General features: G+C 56.3%; 14 protein-coding genes. 2 read left to right on the forward strand and 12 right to left on the reverse strand.

The annotated features are described in order from the left end of the window. Positions 1-111: 111 nt before the first annotated feature. Positions 112-1794 (reverse strand): penicillin-binding transpeptidase domain-containing protein, encoded by a 1683-nt coding sequence (locus tag GRH90_RS07015; protein WP_162365390.1) that lies wholly within the window; start codon positions 1792-1794, stop codon positions 112-114. A 285-nt stretch (positions 1795-2079) separates the two neighbouring features. Here GRH90_RS07015 and GRH90_RS07020 point away from each other — a divergent pair, with 285 nt between their 5' ends. Continuing rightward, on the forward strand, positions 2080-2829 hold the full coding sequence (locus tag GRH90_RS07020) for a purine nucleoside phosphorylase YfiH/LACC1 family protein (RefSeq protein WP_162365230.1): 750 nt from the start codon (positions 2080-2082) through the stop codon (positions 2827-2829). Between the two features lie 205 nt (positions 2830-3034). On the opposite strand, the gene cspE is transcribed toward GRH90_RS07020, so the two are convergent. The 7 genes from cspE to kdgR form a co-directional block, all read right to left on the reverse strand. Further along, the gene (gene cspE, locus GRH90_RS07025; RefSeq protein WP_005968829.1) at positions 3035-3244 is read right to left on the reverse strand and encodes a transcription antiterminator/RNA stability regulator CspE; all 210 of its coding nucleotides are present in this window, start codon (positions 3242-3244) and stop codon (positions 3035-3037) included. 23 nt (positions 3245-3267) lie between these two features. Then, the gene (locus tag GRH90_RS07030) at positions 3268-3402 is read right to left on the reverse strand and encodes a DUF2627 domain-containing protein (RefSeq protein ID WP_132921323.1); all 135 of its coding nucleotides are present in this window, start codon (positions 3400-3402) and stop codon (positions 3268-3270) included. Positions 3403-4189: 787 nt separating this feature from the next. After that, a complete protein-coding gene (locus GRH90_RS07035) occupies positions 4190-5176 on the reverse strand; it encodes an MBL fold metallo-hydrolase (protein ID WP_162365231.1) in 987 nt (328 codons plus the stop codon). A gap of 113 nt (positions 5177-5289) precedes the next feature. Next, the gene (locus tag GRH90_RS07040; protein WP_162365232.1) at positions 5290-5562 is read right to left on the reverse strand and encodes a YebO family protein; all 273 of its coding nucleotides are present in this window, start codon (positions 5560-5562) and stop codon (positions 5290-5292) included. 121 nt (positions 5563-5683) lie between these two features. Continuing rightward, complete coding sequence (mgrB, locus tag GRH90_RS07045) at positions 5684-5827, reverse strand: PhoP/PhoQ regulatory lipoprotein MgrB (RefSeq protein ID WP_246235920.1); 144 nt, start codon at positions 5825-5827, stop codon at positions 5684-5686. 162 nt (positions 5828-5989) lie between these two features. Continuing rightward, complete coding sequence (locus GRH90_RS07050) at positions 5990-6238, reverse strand: DUF2766 family protein (protein ID WP_162365234.1); 249 nt, start codon at positions 6236-6238, stop codon at positions 5990-5992. 31 nt (positions 6239-6269) lie between these two features. After that, a complete protein-coding gene (gene kdgR, locus GRH90_RS07055) occupies positions 6270-7061 on the reverse strand; it encodes a DNA-binding transcriptional regulator KdgR (RefSeq protein ID WP_162365235.1) in 792 nt (263 codons plus the stop codon). Between the two features lie 214 nt (positions 7062-7275). Here kdgR and GRH90_RS07060 point away from each other — a divergent pair, with 214 nt between their 5' ends. Beyond that, complete coding sequence (locus GRH90_RS07060) at positions 7276-8769, forward strand: MFS transporter (protein ID WP_162365236.1); 1494 nt, start codon at positions 7276-7278, stop codon at positions 8767-8769. Between the two features lie 69 nt (positions 8770-8838). On the opposite strand, the gene htpX is transcribed toward GRH90_RS07060, so the two are convergent. From htpX to msrC, 4 genes are all read right to left on the reverse strand, one after another. Continuing rightward, the gene (gene htpX, locus GRH90_RS07065) at positions 8839-9720 is read right to left on the reverse strand and encodes a protease HtpX (protein WP_162365237.1); all 882 of its coding nucleotides are present in this window, start codon (positions 9718-9720) and stop codon (positions 8839-8841) included. Between the two features lie 211 nt (positions 9721-9931). After that, positions 9932-11980 (reverse strand): carboxy terminal-processing peptidase, encoded by a 2049-nt coding sequence (prc, locus tag GRH90_RS07070; RefSeq protein WP_162365238.1) that lies wholly within the window; start codon positions 11978-11980, stop codon positions 9932-9934. A 19-nt stretch (positions 11981-11999) separates the two neighbouring features. Further along, positions 12000-12716 carry an RNA chaperone ProQ gene (proQ, locus tag GRH90_RS07075; RefSeq protein ID WP_162365239.1) on the reverse strand — a complete coding sequence of 239 codons (717 nt, stop codon included), beginning with the start codon at positions 12714-12716 and terminating at the stop codon, positions 12000-12002. A gap of 95 nt (positions 12717-12811) precedes the next feature. After that, positions 12812-13309: a free L-methionine (R)-S-oxide reductase MsrC gene (gene msrC / locus GRH90_RS07080; protein WP_162365240.1), complete on the reverse strand. Its 498-nt coding sequence runs from the start codon at positions 13307-13309 to the stop codon at positions 12812-12814. Positions 13310-13375 lie beyond the last annotated feature (66 nt).

Raw genomic sequence — 13375 nt, forward strand, 5'->3', positions numbered from 1 at the left:
GCGGCAGCGGCAATGTCATGGGCCGCGAGGCGCCAGTGCCCGTTACGGCAACGGCGACGTCATGCGTCATGAGGCGCCGGCGCCTGTAAGCGGCAGCGTCATCGCCCGGTGTCAGGAAGCGCCGGCGCCCGCTTTGGCCGCGGTAACCAAGCGGCTGGCATCGACAGGCAGGGCGTCTGGCTCGACATTCATGATGCGCAGCACTTCGGACATGATAGTGCTGAATACCGGCGCCGAGACCGCGCCGCCATAGTATTTCCCCGCCTGGGGATTATTGATAACCACCACCAGCGCAAAACGCGGCCGGCTGGCCGGCGCGATCCCGGCGGTATAGGCGATATATTTGTCAATATAATGACCGTCCGGACCGATTTTTTTGGCGGTGCCGGTTTTCACCGCCACCCGGTAGCCCCTGACGGCCGCCTTGATACCGCCGCCGCCGGGCAGGGCGACGCTTTCCATCATATGTTTGACTTCATGCACCAGCGCCGCCTCCATAATACGCTGGCCGACTACCGGCGGATCGATGCGGGTAATCGACAGCGGCCGGTAAATGCCGTCGCTGGCGATGGTGGCATAGACCCGCGCCAGCTGTACCGGCGTGACCATCAGTCCATAACCGAAGGAGAAGGTCGCCCGATCCAGCTCGCCCCAGCGCTGTCGATGGGGCATCAGTCCGGGGCTTTCTCCGGTCAGGCCGAGATCGGTGGGCTGGCCCAGGCCAAACCCACGATAGGTATTAAGCAAGGCGGTAACCGGCATCGCCAACGCCATGCGCGAGACCCCGACATCGCTGGATTTTTGCAGGATGCCGGTCAGGGTTAACTGCGGATAGAACGCCACGTCGCGGATCAGGTGGCCGTCGATGGTATAAGGATGGGTATCGAGCAGTGTGTCCGGCCTGACGATGCCCTGTTTAAGCGCCGTCATCACCACCATCGGTTTTACCGTGGAGCCTGGCTCGAAAATATCGCTGATGGCGCGATTGCGAAAGTCGTCCTCGTTTGCCCCGGCGCGGTTATTGGGATTAAAGGTGGGATAACTGGCCATCGCCAGGATCTCGCCGGTATTGACATCCACCAGTACCGAGGCGCCGGAATCCGCCTTGTTAAAGGCTACCGCGTTGCTTAACGCCTCCTCGGTTTCACGCTGCAGCCGCAGGTCGATGCTCAGCGCCACGTTATGCGCCGGCGAACTATCGGTGGACGAGAGGGTTTCCACCACGCGGCCGAAACGGTCCTTGCGCACCACCCGCCGCCCCGCCACACCGGTCAGCAGATGATTAAAACTTTTTTCAATGCCCTCGATGCCCTGATCGTCGATATTGGTAAATCCCACCAGATTGGCCGCCGTTTCCCCGGCCGGATAAAAGCGCCTGGACTCTTCCTTGAAATAGATGCCGGGCAGCTTCAACTGCTTAATATAGTCGGCGACGTTTGGCTCTACCTGGCGCGCCAGGTAGATAAAGCGCATATGGGGATCGTGATTTATCCTGGCGGACAATTCGTTGAACGGCAGGTTAACCGTCTGCGCCAGCGCCTGCCAGCGGGAAGAGTCAACCACCCCGCCCTTTTGCGCCACTTCGTCGGGGTCGGCCCAGATGGCGTCAACCGGCACGCTCACCGCCAGCGGCTGGCCGTTGCGGTCGGCTATCATGCCGCGCGAGATCGGCGTCTGCTCTACCCGCAGCGAACGCATATTTTCCTGGGCCACCAGGTTGTCCGGCTTGATCACCTGTAGCCAGCCGATGCGAATCAGCAGCACCGCCAGGATGGCCGAAATACCGATGCACATCAGGCCAAAGCGCCATTGGATGAAATTCTGCTTACCCTGACCAGGACTTGTTTTCACACTGCTCTCTTACGGCTGTTTTTCTTATAAGAGGCATTAAAACCGATCCGCCGGATCAATAGCTTAAAAACAGTGCTACAAGGCTTACTTTTTTGCAACAAAGCGCAAATTTTTCCGTTTATCGCCCCGTATTGTTCCTTTGTTACAATCATGGGCGGCTGGAAAGGGTAAAATTAAGATAATCTAAGGTCTTACCCCGTTTACCGCCAAAAACTATCGCAGGCCATTATGACAGCTTCCTCCCCCCTGATTAACGCCATCGCGGGCGTAAGACATGGATTTGGCGACAAGTCCCAGCTGATGCCGGAGACGTTGCGGCCCTGGCAAGATACCCTGGCGATCAAAAAACAGGTGCACGGCACCCATATCCGTCCGGTTAGCATGCCGGCCGAGCAGTGCGGCCAGGCGGACGGCGTATTGACCGCCACCCCCGGACTGCTGCTGAGCGTGCTGACCGCTGATTGCCTGCCCCTGCTGTTCGCCCGGCGCGACGGCAAACGCATCGGCGCGCTCCATGCCGGCTGGCGCGGCCTGCTGGCGGGTATCATCGAGGAATTTGCCGGAATGTTGTCAAAAGATGATGACCCGGCGAACTGGGTGGCGGCTATCGGCCCGGCGGCCGGTCCCTGCTGTTATGAAGTCAGCGAAAGCCTGGTGGAGAATTTTTTACAGGGCCTGCCGATGATACCGGCGACTATCGTCACCCCGGCGCACCGGCGCCTGGATTTAGCCGCTATCGCCCGCTTTAAGCTCAACGCGGCGGGTTTCCCGGCGGTGGACGATATCGGTCATTGCACGATATGTACATTGAGCGGCACAGCAGGCGCGGTTAACGCCGCCGGCGACGGCGCTACGCCGGCGGGCCCGGCGTTCGCTTATACCAGTTTTCGCCGCAACAGCCTTCAGCGGGCGGTCGACCCCACCTATCCGACCATCAGCGGCCGCAACCAGCACGCCGGGTTGGTCATTTTACCCTGACGCGGGATACCGTCTCACGTTTTATGAAGCGGCGTGCGCCGTGGTAAACGACATGATGGGCAAGGATTGAGGATATGCAGGGTGGGATAAGCAGACGATATGGCCGGCGGGGCGCGCGTTAAACACCCTGCCAGTACGGCACCGGCAGGGGGAATTACATGTTATCCATCAGCCAATTGACTGATTGCCGCCGAAGCGGCATGGATTACAGAGCAGTTACGTTAACTGCTGAAGGGCCTTTCTGGCCATCCTGGATTTCGAATTCTACGTTCTGGCCTTCGGCCAGAGTTTTGAAGCCGTTACCCTGAATAGCGGAGAAGTGAACAAACACATCTTTGCTACCATCGGCCGGAGTGATAAAACCAAAACCTTTAGACTCGTTGAACCACTTCACTTGACCTTTGATCTTTGCCATCTTGCATATTTCCTTTGGAGTGTTTAAATCGCCCTTAGGCGAGACAGAGACAAACTGGAGTCGTTACTGCTTGAGGCACTAAGATTAGGATCGGCAGAGAAGCGGTATGCAACGATATCGTCTTTACGCAAAACTTCTTTACTGAAAATGCCATTCATATACAGAACTGTACCTCGTTTTACCCAAATGCGTTATCACATACTCTGTTATCAATGGCAAGCCATTTTTGATCAGGGCCGGATATGTCGCACATAATTAAATCGTTCAGTTACATCAGGCAGGCTGCACACGCATCTAATAGTTGAAAATTTAGCCCATTAGATTACGAGGTTAGCCACCGCGATGAATTCTGTACCATTTATCGATAACCTTAGCGCAAACCTTTGTCAACGTCCAATGCAATATTCAAGAATAACTATTCATTTACTTATAAAAGAAAACAAGAGGCCAGGCTCACACTTTTTCAGTTTTGCTTATACCTGAATCGACTATCCATGTAATAAAATTACCGTCCGGCCATGTTCGGCAAAGAGGGCCAGGCCGGACGGCGCGTGGCGCACTGCCCCGGCCAGAGACGCTGCGCCATGAGTGGTCCCCAATATTGTGCAGCGCAGGGATGGCAAAATGTATACTCAATGTTAAAAGCGCTGATGTAAAGCGGGCGGTAAGGTTAATTTATCGCCATGATAGTCCCGAGGTTAATCGGTTAACTTATCCTCCCGGGCAGGTTTATTATTAATAGATGATGAGTTAAACAAGCTAATTCTTTAATAGGCTTTATATGGCTAATGTCATTTTAATGAAATAAATAACCGGACGCGCGCGACCTGAGCCAAGGGTGACCCGCCTCCGGCAGAGAGAGGATATCACCCGCCGTCAGGGGGTCGCGGCTATTTCAGGATTATTATGGCCGCCGGGTTTTATATCCCGACAGCTATAATGTTGCTACAGCACTATTTTTCCGCCAATTTTCAGCGGATGGAATCGATGGTCCGTTACTCCCGCGGTTAATAAGGCCTGGGCCAGTTCCAGCGGCGGTTCATCCAGCGCTTCATCCGCCAGTTCAAACACCCCCCAATGAATCGGGATAACCTGCGGGCAGCGCAACTGCTGATAGACTTTTACCGCGCCCGCGGGGCTCATATGGCTTTCCCCCATGAACCATTCTGGTGCATAGGCGCCAATGGGCAACGCGGCGATGTCAAACGGCCCAAGCCGCGTGCCGATTTCCGCCAGGCCGGAGGTGTAGCCGCTATCGCCGGAAAAATAAAAACGCCAGTCCCTGGTTTCCACCACCCATCCGCACCAGAGGCTGCGGTTGTGGTCTTTCAGGGTACGCTGGCTCCAATGCCGGGCGGGAACACTGTGCAGCCGTATACCGTGGACATCGACGCTATCCCACCAGTCGCACTGCTTCACCGAACGTACGCCCCGTTTGCGTAGCCAAGTGCCCATGCCCAGCGGCGCCATGACCTGGACCGCCGGAAAACGCTTGAGCAGCTTTTTCAGGGTGCCTTTGTCCAAATGGTCATAATGGTTGTGGGAATACAGGATCATTTCTATCGGCGGCAAACCGGCAATATCCACCGCCACCGGCGTTTTGCGTTTGGGACCGATAAACGGCAACGGCGACGCGCGCTTGCCCAGCGCCGGGTCGATAAGGATATAGCGCCCCGCCGCGCGCACCACCAGGCAGGCATGCCCCAGCCACCAGACGGCATCCTCGGTGCCGCTGAAATCAGCGGGTTGCCACCAGCGCTCGATAAACCCCGGATATCCGCCCTGCGGCGCTTTCGGCAGTCCCTGCCGTTTCCTGTCATCCTGCCATTTCTTATACGCGCCGGGCGTTCTTATTCCCGGCTCGATATTACGAAAACCTTCCGGAGTGTGGTGAAGTTTGGCAGCGTCATACCAAGGATTTTTTTTCGTCATCGTGCTCTCGATTCTTCCATTGGATTGAATCCAACGGTAAAAATGCGGAAATAACCTGATTATGCGATGGTTGCCACCGCTGCGCCCGGCAGGATGGCATACAATTAGGAGGCTTACCGTTCGGCGATAAAATCTTTAAACATGATGGATTCGCCGGTCGGCAACGTCTTGGCGTCGCTGTCGGGATTATTGCCCTGACCCAGGCGCAGCAGTAATTCGGTCTGCTTTTTCTGCTGTTCCAGCAATTCGTTCAGCAGCGAAATCTGCTCGTTTGCCCTGACGCTGGCGCGGTTCAGGTAAAACCAGACCACCAGGCAAACAATAAACGTCACTACTGCGATCGCCATCGAGGCGATATTGACGGTATCAAATCCAAACTCGTTCATAAAGTGACCTTGCCACTGAAAAACCAGAGGCTATCTTATCACTCCGGGGCCATCATTGTATCCCGCATCATAAAATTGCCCGCCGATCCGCTCATCCGGCGTCCGCTAACGATATCATCGCTTACCAGGGCATCCATTTGGTCACCAGGCACATGCCGCTGAAAAAATCACCGCCCTGATCGCAAAAACTATTGAGCGCCGATAGCCATAGCATCAGGCACAGCAGCAAAATGACCAGTATCGATAGTGAAGTGCTTTTTTTCAAAACCCGCGTCCTGTACCGTCGCAATATCATTATTCTAGCCAGCAAAACTTAAACAAACGATAACCACAGGGATTTCATTATCAGAATAATGATTTATAAAGCGGATGATATGGATGGAAGAAGATAGGGTGCCAAGGATATGCCCGGGCACCTGGCCTCAGGTCAAGGCTGGCCCGCCCGGTCGAATTTCAAGTCGATCAGCGCGATCGCTTTTTCAATGGCCCGGCGGGTAACCGGATCCTGCCCCGCGGGATGGGTGGCAAAATCGATATTCTTCAGCTGGCCCGACATTTTGTCCCGCACTTCAACCGGGGCAATGACATCGATGACATCAAGTATCTGCTTGATAACCAATTGACAGGCAACTAAATCGGAGACCAGTTCCTGGTTCTCCGAAAAGGGTTGGGACATGGCGACGCCTCTCTGTAGCTTAACCCAGCCGTTAAAAGGGATAGTGTTGATAACCGATTTGCCGGGAGATATTCCGCGCCGCGTCATGCAACATCTTCACATAACCGCTTTTATTCTCTTCCGAGAAACGGATGGTCGGGAACGAAATACTCAGGCCGGCAATCACCACGCCGAAGCGGTCGAAGATCGGCACCGCGATGCAGCGCAGCCCCTCTTCCTGTTCTTCGTTATCCTCGCCGTAACCCTGCTCGCGCACCAGATCCAGCTCCGGCAGCAGGGCCGCGCTGTCGGGTGCGGTCCGCCGGGTGCTGCGGTTGAACACCACGCCGGAAAGGATTTCCCGCGCCTCGTCCCGATCGCGCCAGGCCAGCAATACCTTGCCGATGGCGGTACTGTAGAGCGGATTGCGGCGGCCGACCCGGGAGTACATGCGCAGGTTGTACATGGAATCGATTTTATGGATATAAACGATGCTGTCTTCGTCCAGCGAACCCAGGTGAATGGTTTCACGGGTCAGGTTGGACAATACCCGCATTTGGATATCGGCTATGCGGATCAGGTCGACATTTTGCAGCGCCTTGGCGCCAAGCTCAAATAGCTTCAGGGTTAAGGAATATTTTTCCGACTCGCCTTCCTGCGAGACATAACCCAGCGACTTCATGGTCTGCAGAAAACGGTAAACGGTGCTCTTGGACATCATCACCCGCTGTGATAGTTCGGTGATACCGATTTCCCGCTCTTCGCCCAGGGCTTGTAAAATCCCGAATACCTTTAATACTGACGATACGGAATCGGGTTGTCTGTCTAAATCTGCAATCGCCATTGTTATAAAGGTCCTGATCAGCGTTTTGTTTTAAAAAAAGTAGAACATGATTTTTATTATAAAGGTAAGCCGACATTCAACGCAATGCTCATTGGCTTTACAGGATGTTTTTAACCAACGATGAACGTTTTATTACATTAATCCCGCTATGGGACGATCTCTAAGCCCGGCAATTGGTGCTAGGATAATACTTTTAACGGTATGTTAAGCCTTCATGACCCAGAATTATGCCGACGGCATTCCGACCCCACAACGTTATGGCGCGATTTTAACCATTGCCATCAGCATCAGCCTTGCCGTCCTGGACGGCGCCATCGCCAACGTGGCCTTGCCGACCATTGCGCGTGAACTGCACGCCAGCCCCGCCACGTCGATTTGGGTGATCAATGCCTACCAGCTGTCCATCATAATGACGCTGCTGTCTTTCGCCACCCTGGGGGACATTTACGGCTACCGACGGGTTTATCAGTGCGGACTGGCGGTATTCACCTTGATGTCGTTGATCTGCGCCCTGTCGGATAACCTGTGGATGCTGATTAGCGCCCGGGTGCTGCAGGGCTTCGGCGCCGCGGCGCTGATGAGTATCAATACCGCGCTGATACGGATTATTTATCCCTCGCGTCTGCTGGGACGGGGGATTGCCATCAATACGCTGGTGGTGGCGGTATCCACCGCCGCCGGTCCGACCGTGGCCGCCGGGGTGTTGTCCGTTGCCTCCTGGCAATGGCTGTTCGCCATTAACGTCCCTATCGGCATGCTGGCGTTTTATCTCGGCCGCCGGTTCCTGCCGGCTAACGCGCAGAACAACAGCGGGCAACGGTTCAACGGGTTCAGCGCCCTGATGAACGCCCTGACCTTCGGGCTGCTGCTCTCCGCGCTGGGCGGATTTTCCCAGCGCCTCAGCGGGCAGTGGATCCTGATTGAGCTGGCGCTGGCGGCCGTGGCGGGGGTGTTTTTCGTGCGGCACCAGCTGCGCCAGCCCTGGCCGCTGCTGCCGGTGGACTTGTTTCGTATCCCGCTGTTTTCACTCTCCATGGGCACCTCGATTTGTTCTTTTTGCGCCCAAATGCTGGCCATGGTATCCCTGCCGTTTTATCTGCAAAGCGTGTTGGGCCGCAGCGAGGTGGCGACCGGACTGTTGCTCACCCCCTGGCCGTTGGCCACCATGCTGCTGGCCATGGTGGCCGGCCGGCTGATCGGCCGGGTGAATTCAGGGCTATTGGGCGCCGTCGGCCTGGCCGCGTTTGCGCTGGGCCTGTTTTCGCTGGCCTGGCTGCCGGCGATGCCTGGAGACGGCGAGATAATCTGGCGGATGATGCTGTGCGGCGCGGGGTTCGGCTTATTCCAGTCGCCAAACAACCATACGATTATTACCTCCGCGCCGCGCAACCGCAGCGGCGGCGCCAGCGGCATGCTGGGCACCGCCCGGCTGTTCGGGCAGACCTCCGGGGCGGCGCTGGTGGCGCTGATGTTTAATTTGTTCGGCACCGCCGGCACCCATGCGGCGCTGGTGCTGGCCGGCTGCTTTGCCACGGCGGCGGCGCTGGTCAGCGCGCTGCGCATCAGGCAGCCCACCCCCCAACGCCAGGACGTCCGGACCGGGAGCGCCCAAGGCACGGCGGCTGATAAAACGGCGGCGCTGGATGCAAGCGCCGCGGGCGCGACAGCCGATACGACGGCTGAAAACCGCGCGCGAAACGTCCGCTAGCCAAAAGAAATAAGCATCATTGCCCTAACCCGGCCGGTTCAGCGGCCGGGTAAAAAACCATTCCATTCGTTATTTCAGATAGGTGCCCGCCCGCAGCGCCTCGATACGCTTATCCAGCGGCGGGTGGGACATGAACAACTCGCTGAACGATTTGGATTTGCCGTTGATGCAAAACGCCAGCATGCTGCTTTCCTCCTGGGGCTCATAGCTGGTTTTCAAACGCTGCAGCGCGGCAATCATTTTTTCACGTCCGACCAGCCTTGCCGATCCGGCATCGGCGTGGAACTCGCGATGACGGGAGAACCACAGGGTTATAATGCTCGCCAGCACGCCGAACACCAGTTCAAGCACCATGGAGACGGCGAAATAGATCATCGGGTTGCCGTTGCTGCTTTCGCCTTCATCACGATTGGATGACATGAAGCCGGCGGCCAGTTGGGCAAGGATGCGCGAGACAAAAATCACGAAGGTGTTCACGATACCCTGGATCAGCGTCATGGTCACCATGTCGCCGTTGGCGACGTGGCTGATTTCATGGGCGATGACCGCCTCCGCCTCGTCGCGGCTCATGTTTTGCAACAGGCCGGTGCTGACCGCCACCAGGGAAGCGTCGCGCCGCGCGCCGGTGGCAAAGGCGTTGATGTCCGGCGCCGGGTAAACGGCCACCTGCGGCATGGCTATGCCGGCCTGCTGCGACTGCCGGCGGACAATATCCAGCAGCCAGCGTTCGGTCTCGTTGCGGGGCTGTTCAATGACTTCACCGCCGACCGAGCGCAGCGCCATCCATTTCGACATCAGCAGTGAAACGAAAGCGCCGCCGAAACCGAACAAACCGGCCATGATCATTAACCCGGTCACGCTTGAAGACTGTATCCCCGTCAGGCTCAGTACCAGACCGAATACCAGCATGACAGCCAGGTTGGTGAGTAGAAAGAGAGCGATGCGCATCATAAACAGGTGATTCCTCAGAAATAACGCCCAGTGCGTTACCCTGATCGTATGGGCTTCACGGGCGTTTTCAAGCTTTACCGGCCATTAAGTGCCTAAAAAGACATAACTTTACATTTTGTTAATCTTTTCCGCTTTGCCGATGCGTACAACTGGCGCGCATAAAAAAAGGCGCCGTGAAGGCGCCTTGGAATCCGCGTAGGTAATGGACCGATTATTTGACGGGCGCGGGCTGCGCTGCCGGCTGCGTGCTTTCCGCCTTGGATAAATCCAGGGCGATATGCACGGATTCATCCAGGTACGGATCGGGCTCGTGGTAATCCTTGGGGATAGCGTCGATGGTCTTCACCGGCTTTTTACCCTGCCGCTGCAGGCGCTCGTTGGTGCGCTGCAACCGGATCGCGTCATCCTCGTGATTCTCTTTCTCGCGCTGGACGAGATTAAGCGAGGCGATATTGCGTTTATCCTTCAGGGCGTGGAAGCGGGCGATGTCCTGGGCGATATACTGGAATTCAGGATCCGCCGCTATCCTTTCCTGGTGCGCTTTCAACAGTTCGGCGGAGAAGGGTTTCAGGTCGCCGGACTTGGTGAAGGTGGCCGCGTTGATGCTGTCCCAGGGCAAGGCGTTATCTTCAAATTTCTCGCCGGTTTCAATCGTCTCGTCGCCGGTGGGCATGATGATATCGGGTACTACCCCTTTGCGCTGGGTGCTGCCGCCGTTAATCCGGTAGAATTTCTGGATGGTGTACTGGATAGAACCCAGCGCCGGCCAGTCAGGACGCAGCATTTGATCGTATATCCGGTTCAGGGAGCGGTATTGCTGCACCGTGCCTTTGCCGAAAGTCGGTTCGCCGACGATCAGCGCCCGGCCGTAATCCTGCATGGCGGCGGCAAAGATTTCCGACGCCGAGGCGCTGAAACGATCGACCAGCACCACCAGGGGACCCTTGTAATAAACGATGCCGTCGTTGTCGCTGTCCTCACGGATTTTACCGTTATTGTCGCGCACCTGCACCACCGGGCCGCTGGGAATAAACAGACCGGACAGGGAGACGGCTTCAGTCAAGGCGCCGCCGCCGTTGGTGCGCAAATCAATGATCACGCTGCTGACGTTTTGTTTTTGCAGTTTTTGCAGTTGTACCTTCACATCATCGGTCAGGCCGACATAAAAACCGGGAATATCCAGAACGCCGACCTTCTGGTTGCCCACCTCTTTGATGGTGAGTTTAACCGCGCGGTCCTCAAGACGGATACGCTCGCGGGTCACGGTGACGATACGTGTCTTGGTGCCCTTGCCCGCCGGCAGGATCTCCAGGCGAACCTTGCTGCCTTTCGGCCCCTTGATCAGCGAAACCACATCATCCAGCCGCCAGCCGATGACATCCACCATCGGTTTGCCGGTCTGGCCGACGCCCACGACGCGATCGCCCACGGTAATGGTTTTGCTTTTCGCCGCCGGCCCGCCCGGCACCAGCGAATTGATGACCGTATAATCGTCATCCATTTGCAGCACCGCGCCAATGCCTTCCAGGGACAGGCTCATTTCGGTGTTGAACTGTTCGGTATTGCGCGGCGAAAGATAATTGGTATGAGGATCGATTTCATGGGCAAAGGCGTTCATGACCAGCTGGAACACGTCTTCACTATTGCTCTGCGCCAGGCGCCGAATGGCAAACTGATAACGTTTGGTCAGGATATCGCGGATTTCATTATCATCCTTGCCGGTGAGCTTGAGGCTCAACTGATCGTATTTTACCTTGGCATCCCATAGCTTATTCAGCTCCGCCTCGTTCTGCGGCCAGGGAGACTTGCTGCGATCGAGTTCAATGGTGTCGTTGCCGGTGAAATCCATCGGTTTGGCAAGCGCGGCGAGGGCATATTGATAACGCTCAAAACGCCGTTGCTGGGCCAGGTTATATAACGCGTACGGGACATCCAGCTTGCCGCTTTTTAATTCATCATCCAGCTGGTTTTTCTTATCGGCGAACCGGGCAACATCCGAGGCCAGCAGGACGTTGTGGCTGGAATCGAGCATATTCAGGTAGCGGTCGAATATTTTGGCCGAGAACGCATCATCCAGATCAAACTGGCGATAATGGGATCGGGTAAAACGTGCGGTGACGCGTTCGCTGACGGTCTCTTGTTGCGCTTCTTCGTGAAGCTGGGGAATCTGGTCGGCGCGGGTGATTTTATTATCATTCGCCGATGCCGATCCCGCCAGTAACAACCCTGCAATTGCAGTTACTCTGACAAATTTGTTCATGCCCTGGTTGGCCTCCGTATCAGAACTGCAGGTGTTCTGCGCGCACAATCAAAGCCATCCCGGAAGAAAGCTGCACACGTACCCCTTCTTTGGCAATTTCCATAACCGTTGCTTCCATGGGATCTTTGCCCACCTTGACTTTGATTGCCTGGCCAATATGCAATTTCGAAATATCGGTAACCGGTATCTGGCGCGCGGGAGCGGCCTGTTTTACCGGCTGTGACGGACGATCGCTTTTGGCATCGTTCCTGGGTCGGTTGGCCGGACGCGGCTTGCGCGGCGCGGCGGCGCCGTCCGGCCCTTTTTTGTCGGCGGCGGCGGGCTGATTAACCGCCGCGGCACGACGCGGCTGCGGCGCTTCGCCGTTTTCCCGTTTTTTAGCCTGCTGGGCTGCGCGCTGCTGCTGGACCCTGGCCTTGGCTTCCTCAAGCTGCTTGCGGGCATGTTCTACATGCTGCGCTTCCAATTCGCCGCAGGGATTGCCGTCAAGGTCGACGCGCTGGGCGCCGAGCTTGATGCCGTACAGGTAGCGCCAGCTAGACGTATAGAGCCTTAAAGCGGAACGCAACTGCGTTTTGCTCAGGCTGTCCTCCCCCTGGATTCGCGCGACCAGGTCGGCAAAAATGCCGATCTTCAACGGCCGCGCTTCGCCTTCGGCGGTGAAACAAAGCGGAAACCGCTCGGCCAGAAAGGCGATGACTTCTTTATTACTGTTCAACTTGGGTTGATTTTCCATGAATTTTCCTGATTACAACGGGTTTGCCAACCAGCGCAGGCATGAACAGGCGTCATTATAATGACGCCATCGGCAAATGCCACGTTATCTGTCTATCAATATAAAGTATTATTGATAAAACGTCGCAGATCGGTGTGCTCTAACTGCTGGCAGAGCCTTTCCACCAAGGCTTTCAGGCCATCTTCGTCGTCCTGGTCGAAGCGATGGTAAATCGTGCTATCGATATCCAGCACCCCGACGACCCGGCCATCAAGGGTAATCGGCAGCACGATTTCGGCATTGCTGGCGGCGTCGCAGGCAATATGCCCCGGGAATGCGTGCACGTCATCCACCCGCTGTATCCGGTTTTGCGCCGCCGCCGCGCCGCAGACGCCCTTGCCCAGCGGTATGCGCACGCAGGCCACTTTGCCCTGGAAAGGACCGAGCACCAGTGTATCACCGTCGAGCAGATAAAAACCGGCCCAATTGACACCCTCGAGATGTTCAAAGAGCAATGCACTACAGTTGGCCATCGCCGCGATAAAATGCGTTTCGCCCTCGATCAGCGACGACAAATTTTGTAGTAATTCAGCATAGCATTGTTGTTTTTTCATATTAAAGCCAATAAATGAGCTAATCTGTCTTATACCAGCCAACGGGCCGGCGGCAATACATTAAGC

Origin of the sequence: Acerihabitans arboris (assembly GCF_010131535.1) — a bacterium.
Lineage (GTDB): Bacteria > Pseudomonadota > Gammaproteobacteria > Enterobacterales > Enterobacteriaceae > Acerihabitans > Acerihabitans arboris.

What these genes read in the sequence shown, in the direction of transcription:
- GRH90_RS07015 (WP_162365390.1), bottom strand. Translation starts at nt 1,794, where the DNA reads ATGTGCATCGGTATTTCGGCCATCCTGGCGGTGCTGCTGATTCGCATC.
- GRH90_RS07020 (WP_162365230.1), top strand. Translation starts at nt 2,080, where the DNA reads ATGACAGCTTCCTCCCCCCTGATTAACGCCATCGCGGGCGTAAGACAT.
- cspE (WP_005968829.1), bottom strand. Translation starts at nt 3,244, where the DNA reads ATGGCAAAGATCAAAGGTCAAGTGAAGTGGTTCAACGAGTCTAAAGGT.
- GRH90_RS07030 (WP_132921323.1), bottom strand. Translation starts at nt 3,402, where the DNA reads ATGAATGGCATTTTCAGTAAAGAAGTTTTGCGTAAAGACGATATCGTT.
- GRH90_RS07035 (WP_162365231.1), bottom strand. Translation starts at nt 5,176, where the DNA reads ATGACGAAAAAAAATCCTTGGTATGACGCTGCCAAACTTCACCACACT.
- GRH90_RS07040 (WP_162365232.1), bottom strand. Translation starts at nt 5,562, where the DNA reads ATGAACGAGTTTGGATTTGATACCGTCAATATCGCCTCGATGGCGATC.
- GRH90_RS07050 (WP_162365234.1), bottom strand. Translation starts at nt 6,238, where the DNA reads ATGTCCCAACCCTTTTCGGAGAACCAGGAACTGGTCTCCGATTTAGTT.
- kdgR (WP_162365235.1), bottom strand. Translation starts at nt 7,061, where the DNA reads ATGGCGATTGCAGATTTAGACAGACAACCCGATTCCGTATCGTCAGTA.
- GRH90_RS07060 (WP_162365236.1), top strand. Translation starts at nt 7,276, where the DNA reads ATGACCCAGAATTATGCCGACGGCATTCCGACCCCACAACGTTATGGC.
- htpX (WP_162365237.1), bottom strand. Translation starts at nt 9,720, where the DNA reads ATGATGCGCATCGCTCTCTTTCTACTCACCAACCTGGCTGTCATGCTG.
- prc (WP_162365238.1), bottom strand. Translation starts at nt 11,980, where the DNA reads ATGAACAAATTTGTCAGAGTAACTGCAATTGCAGGGTTGTTACTGGCG.
- proQ (WP_162365239.1), bottom strand. Translation starts at nt 12,716, where the DNA reads ATGGAAAATCAACCCAAGTTGAACAGTAATAAAGAAGTCATCGCCTTT.
- msrC (WP_162365240.1), bottom strand. Translation starts at nt 13,309, where the DNA reads ATGAAAAAACAACAATGCTATGCTGAATTACTACAAAATTTGTCGTCG.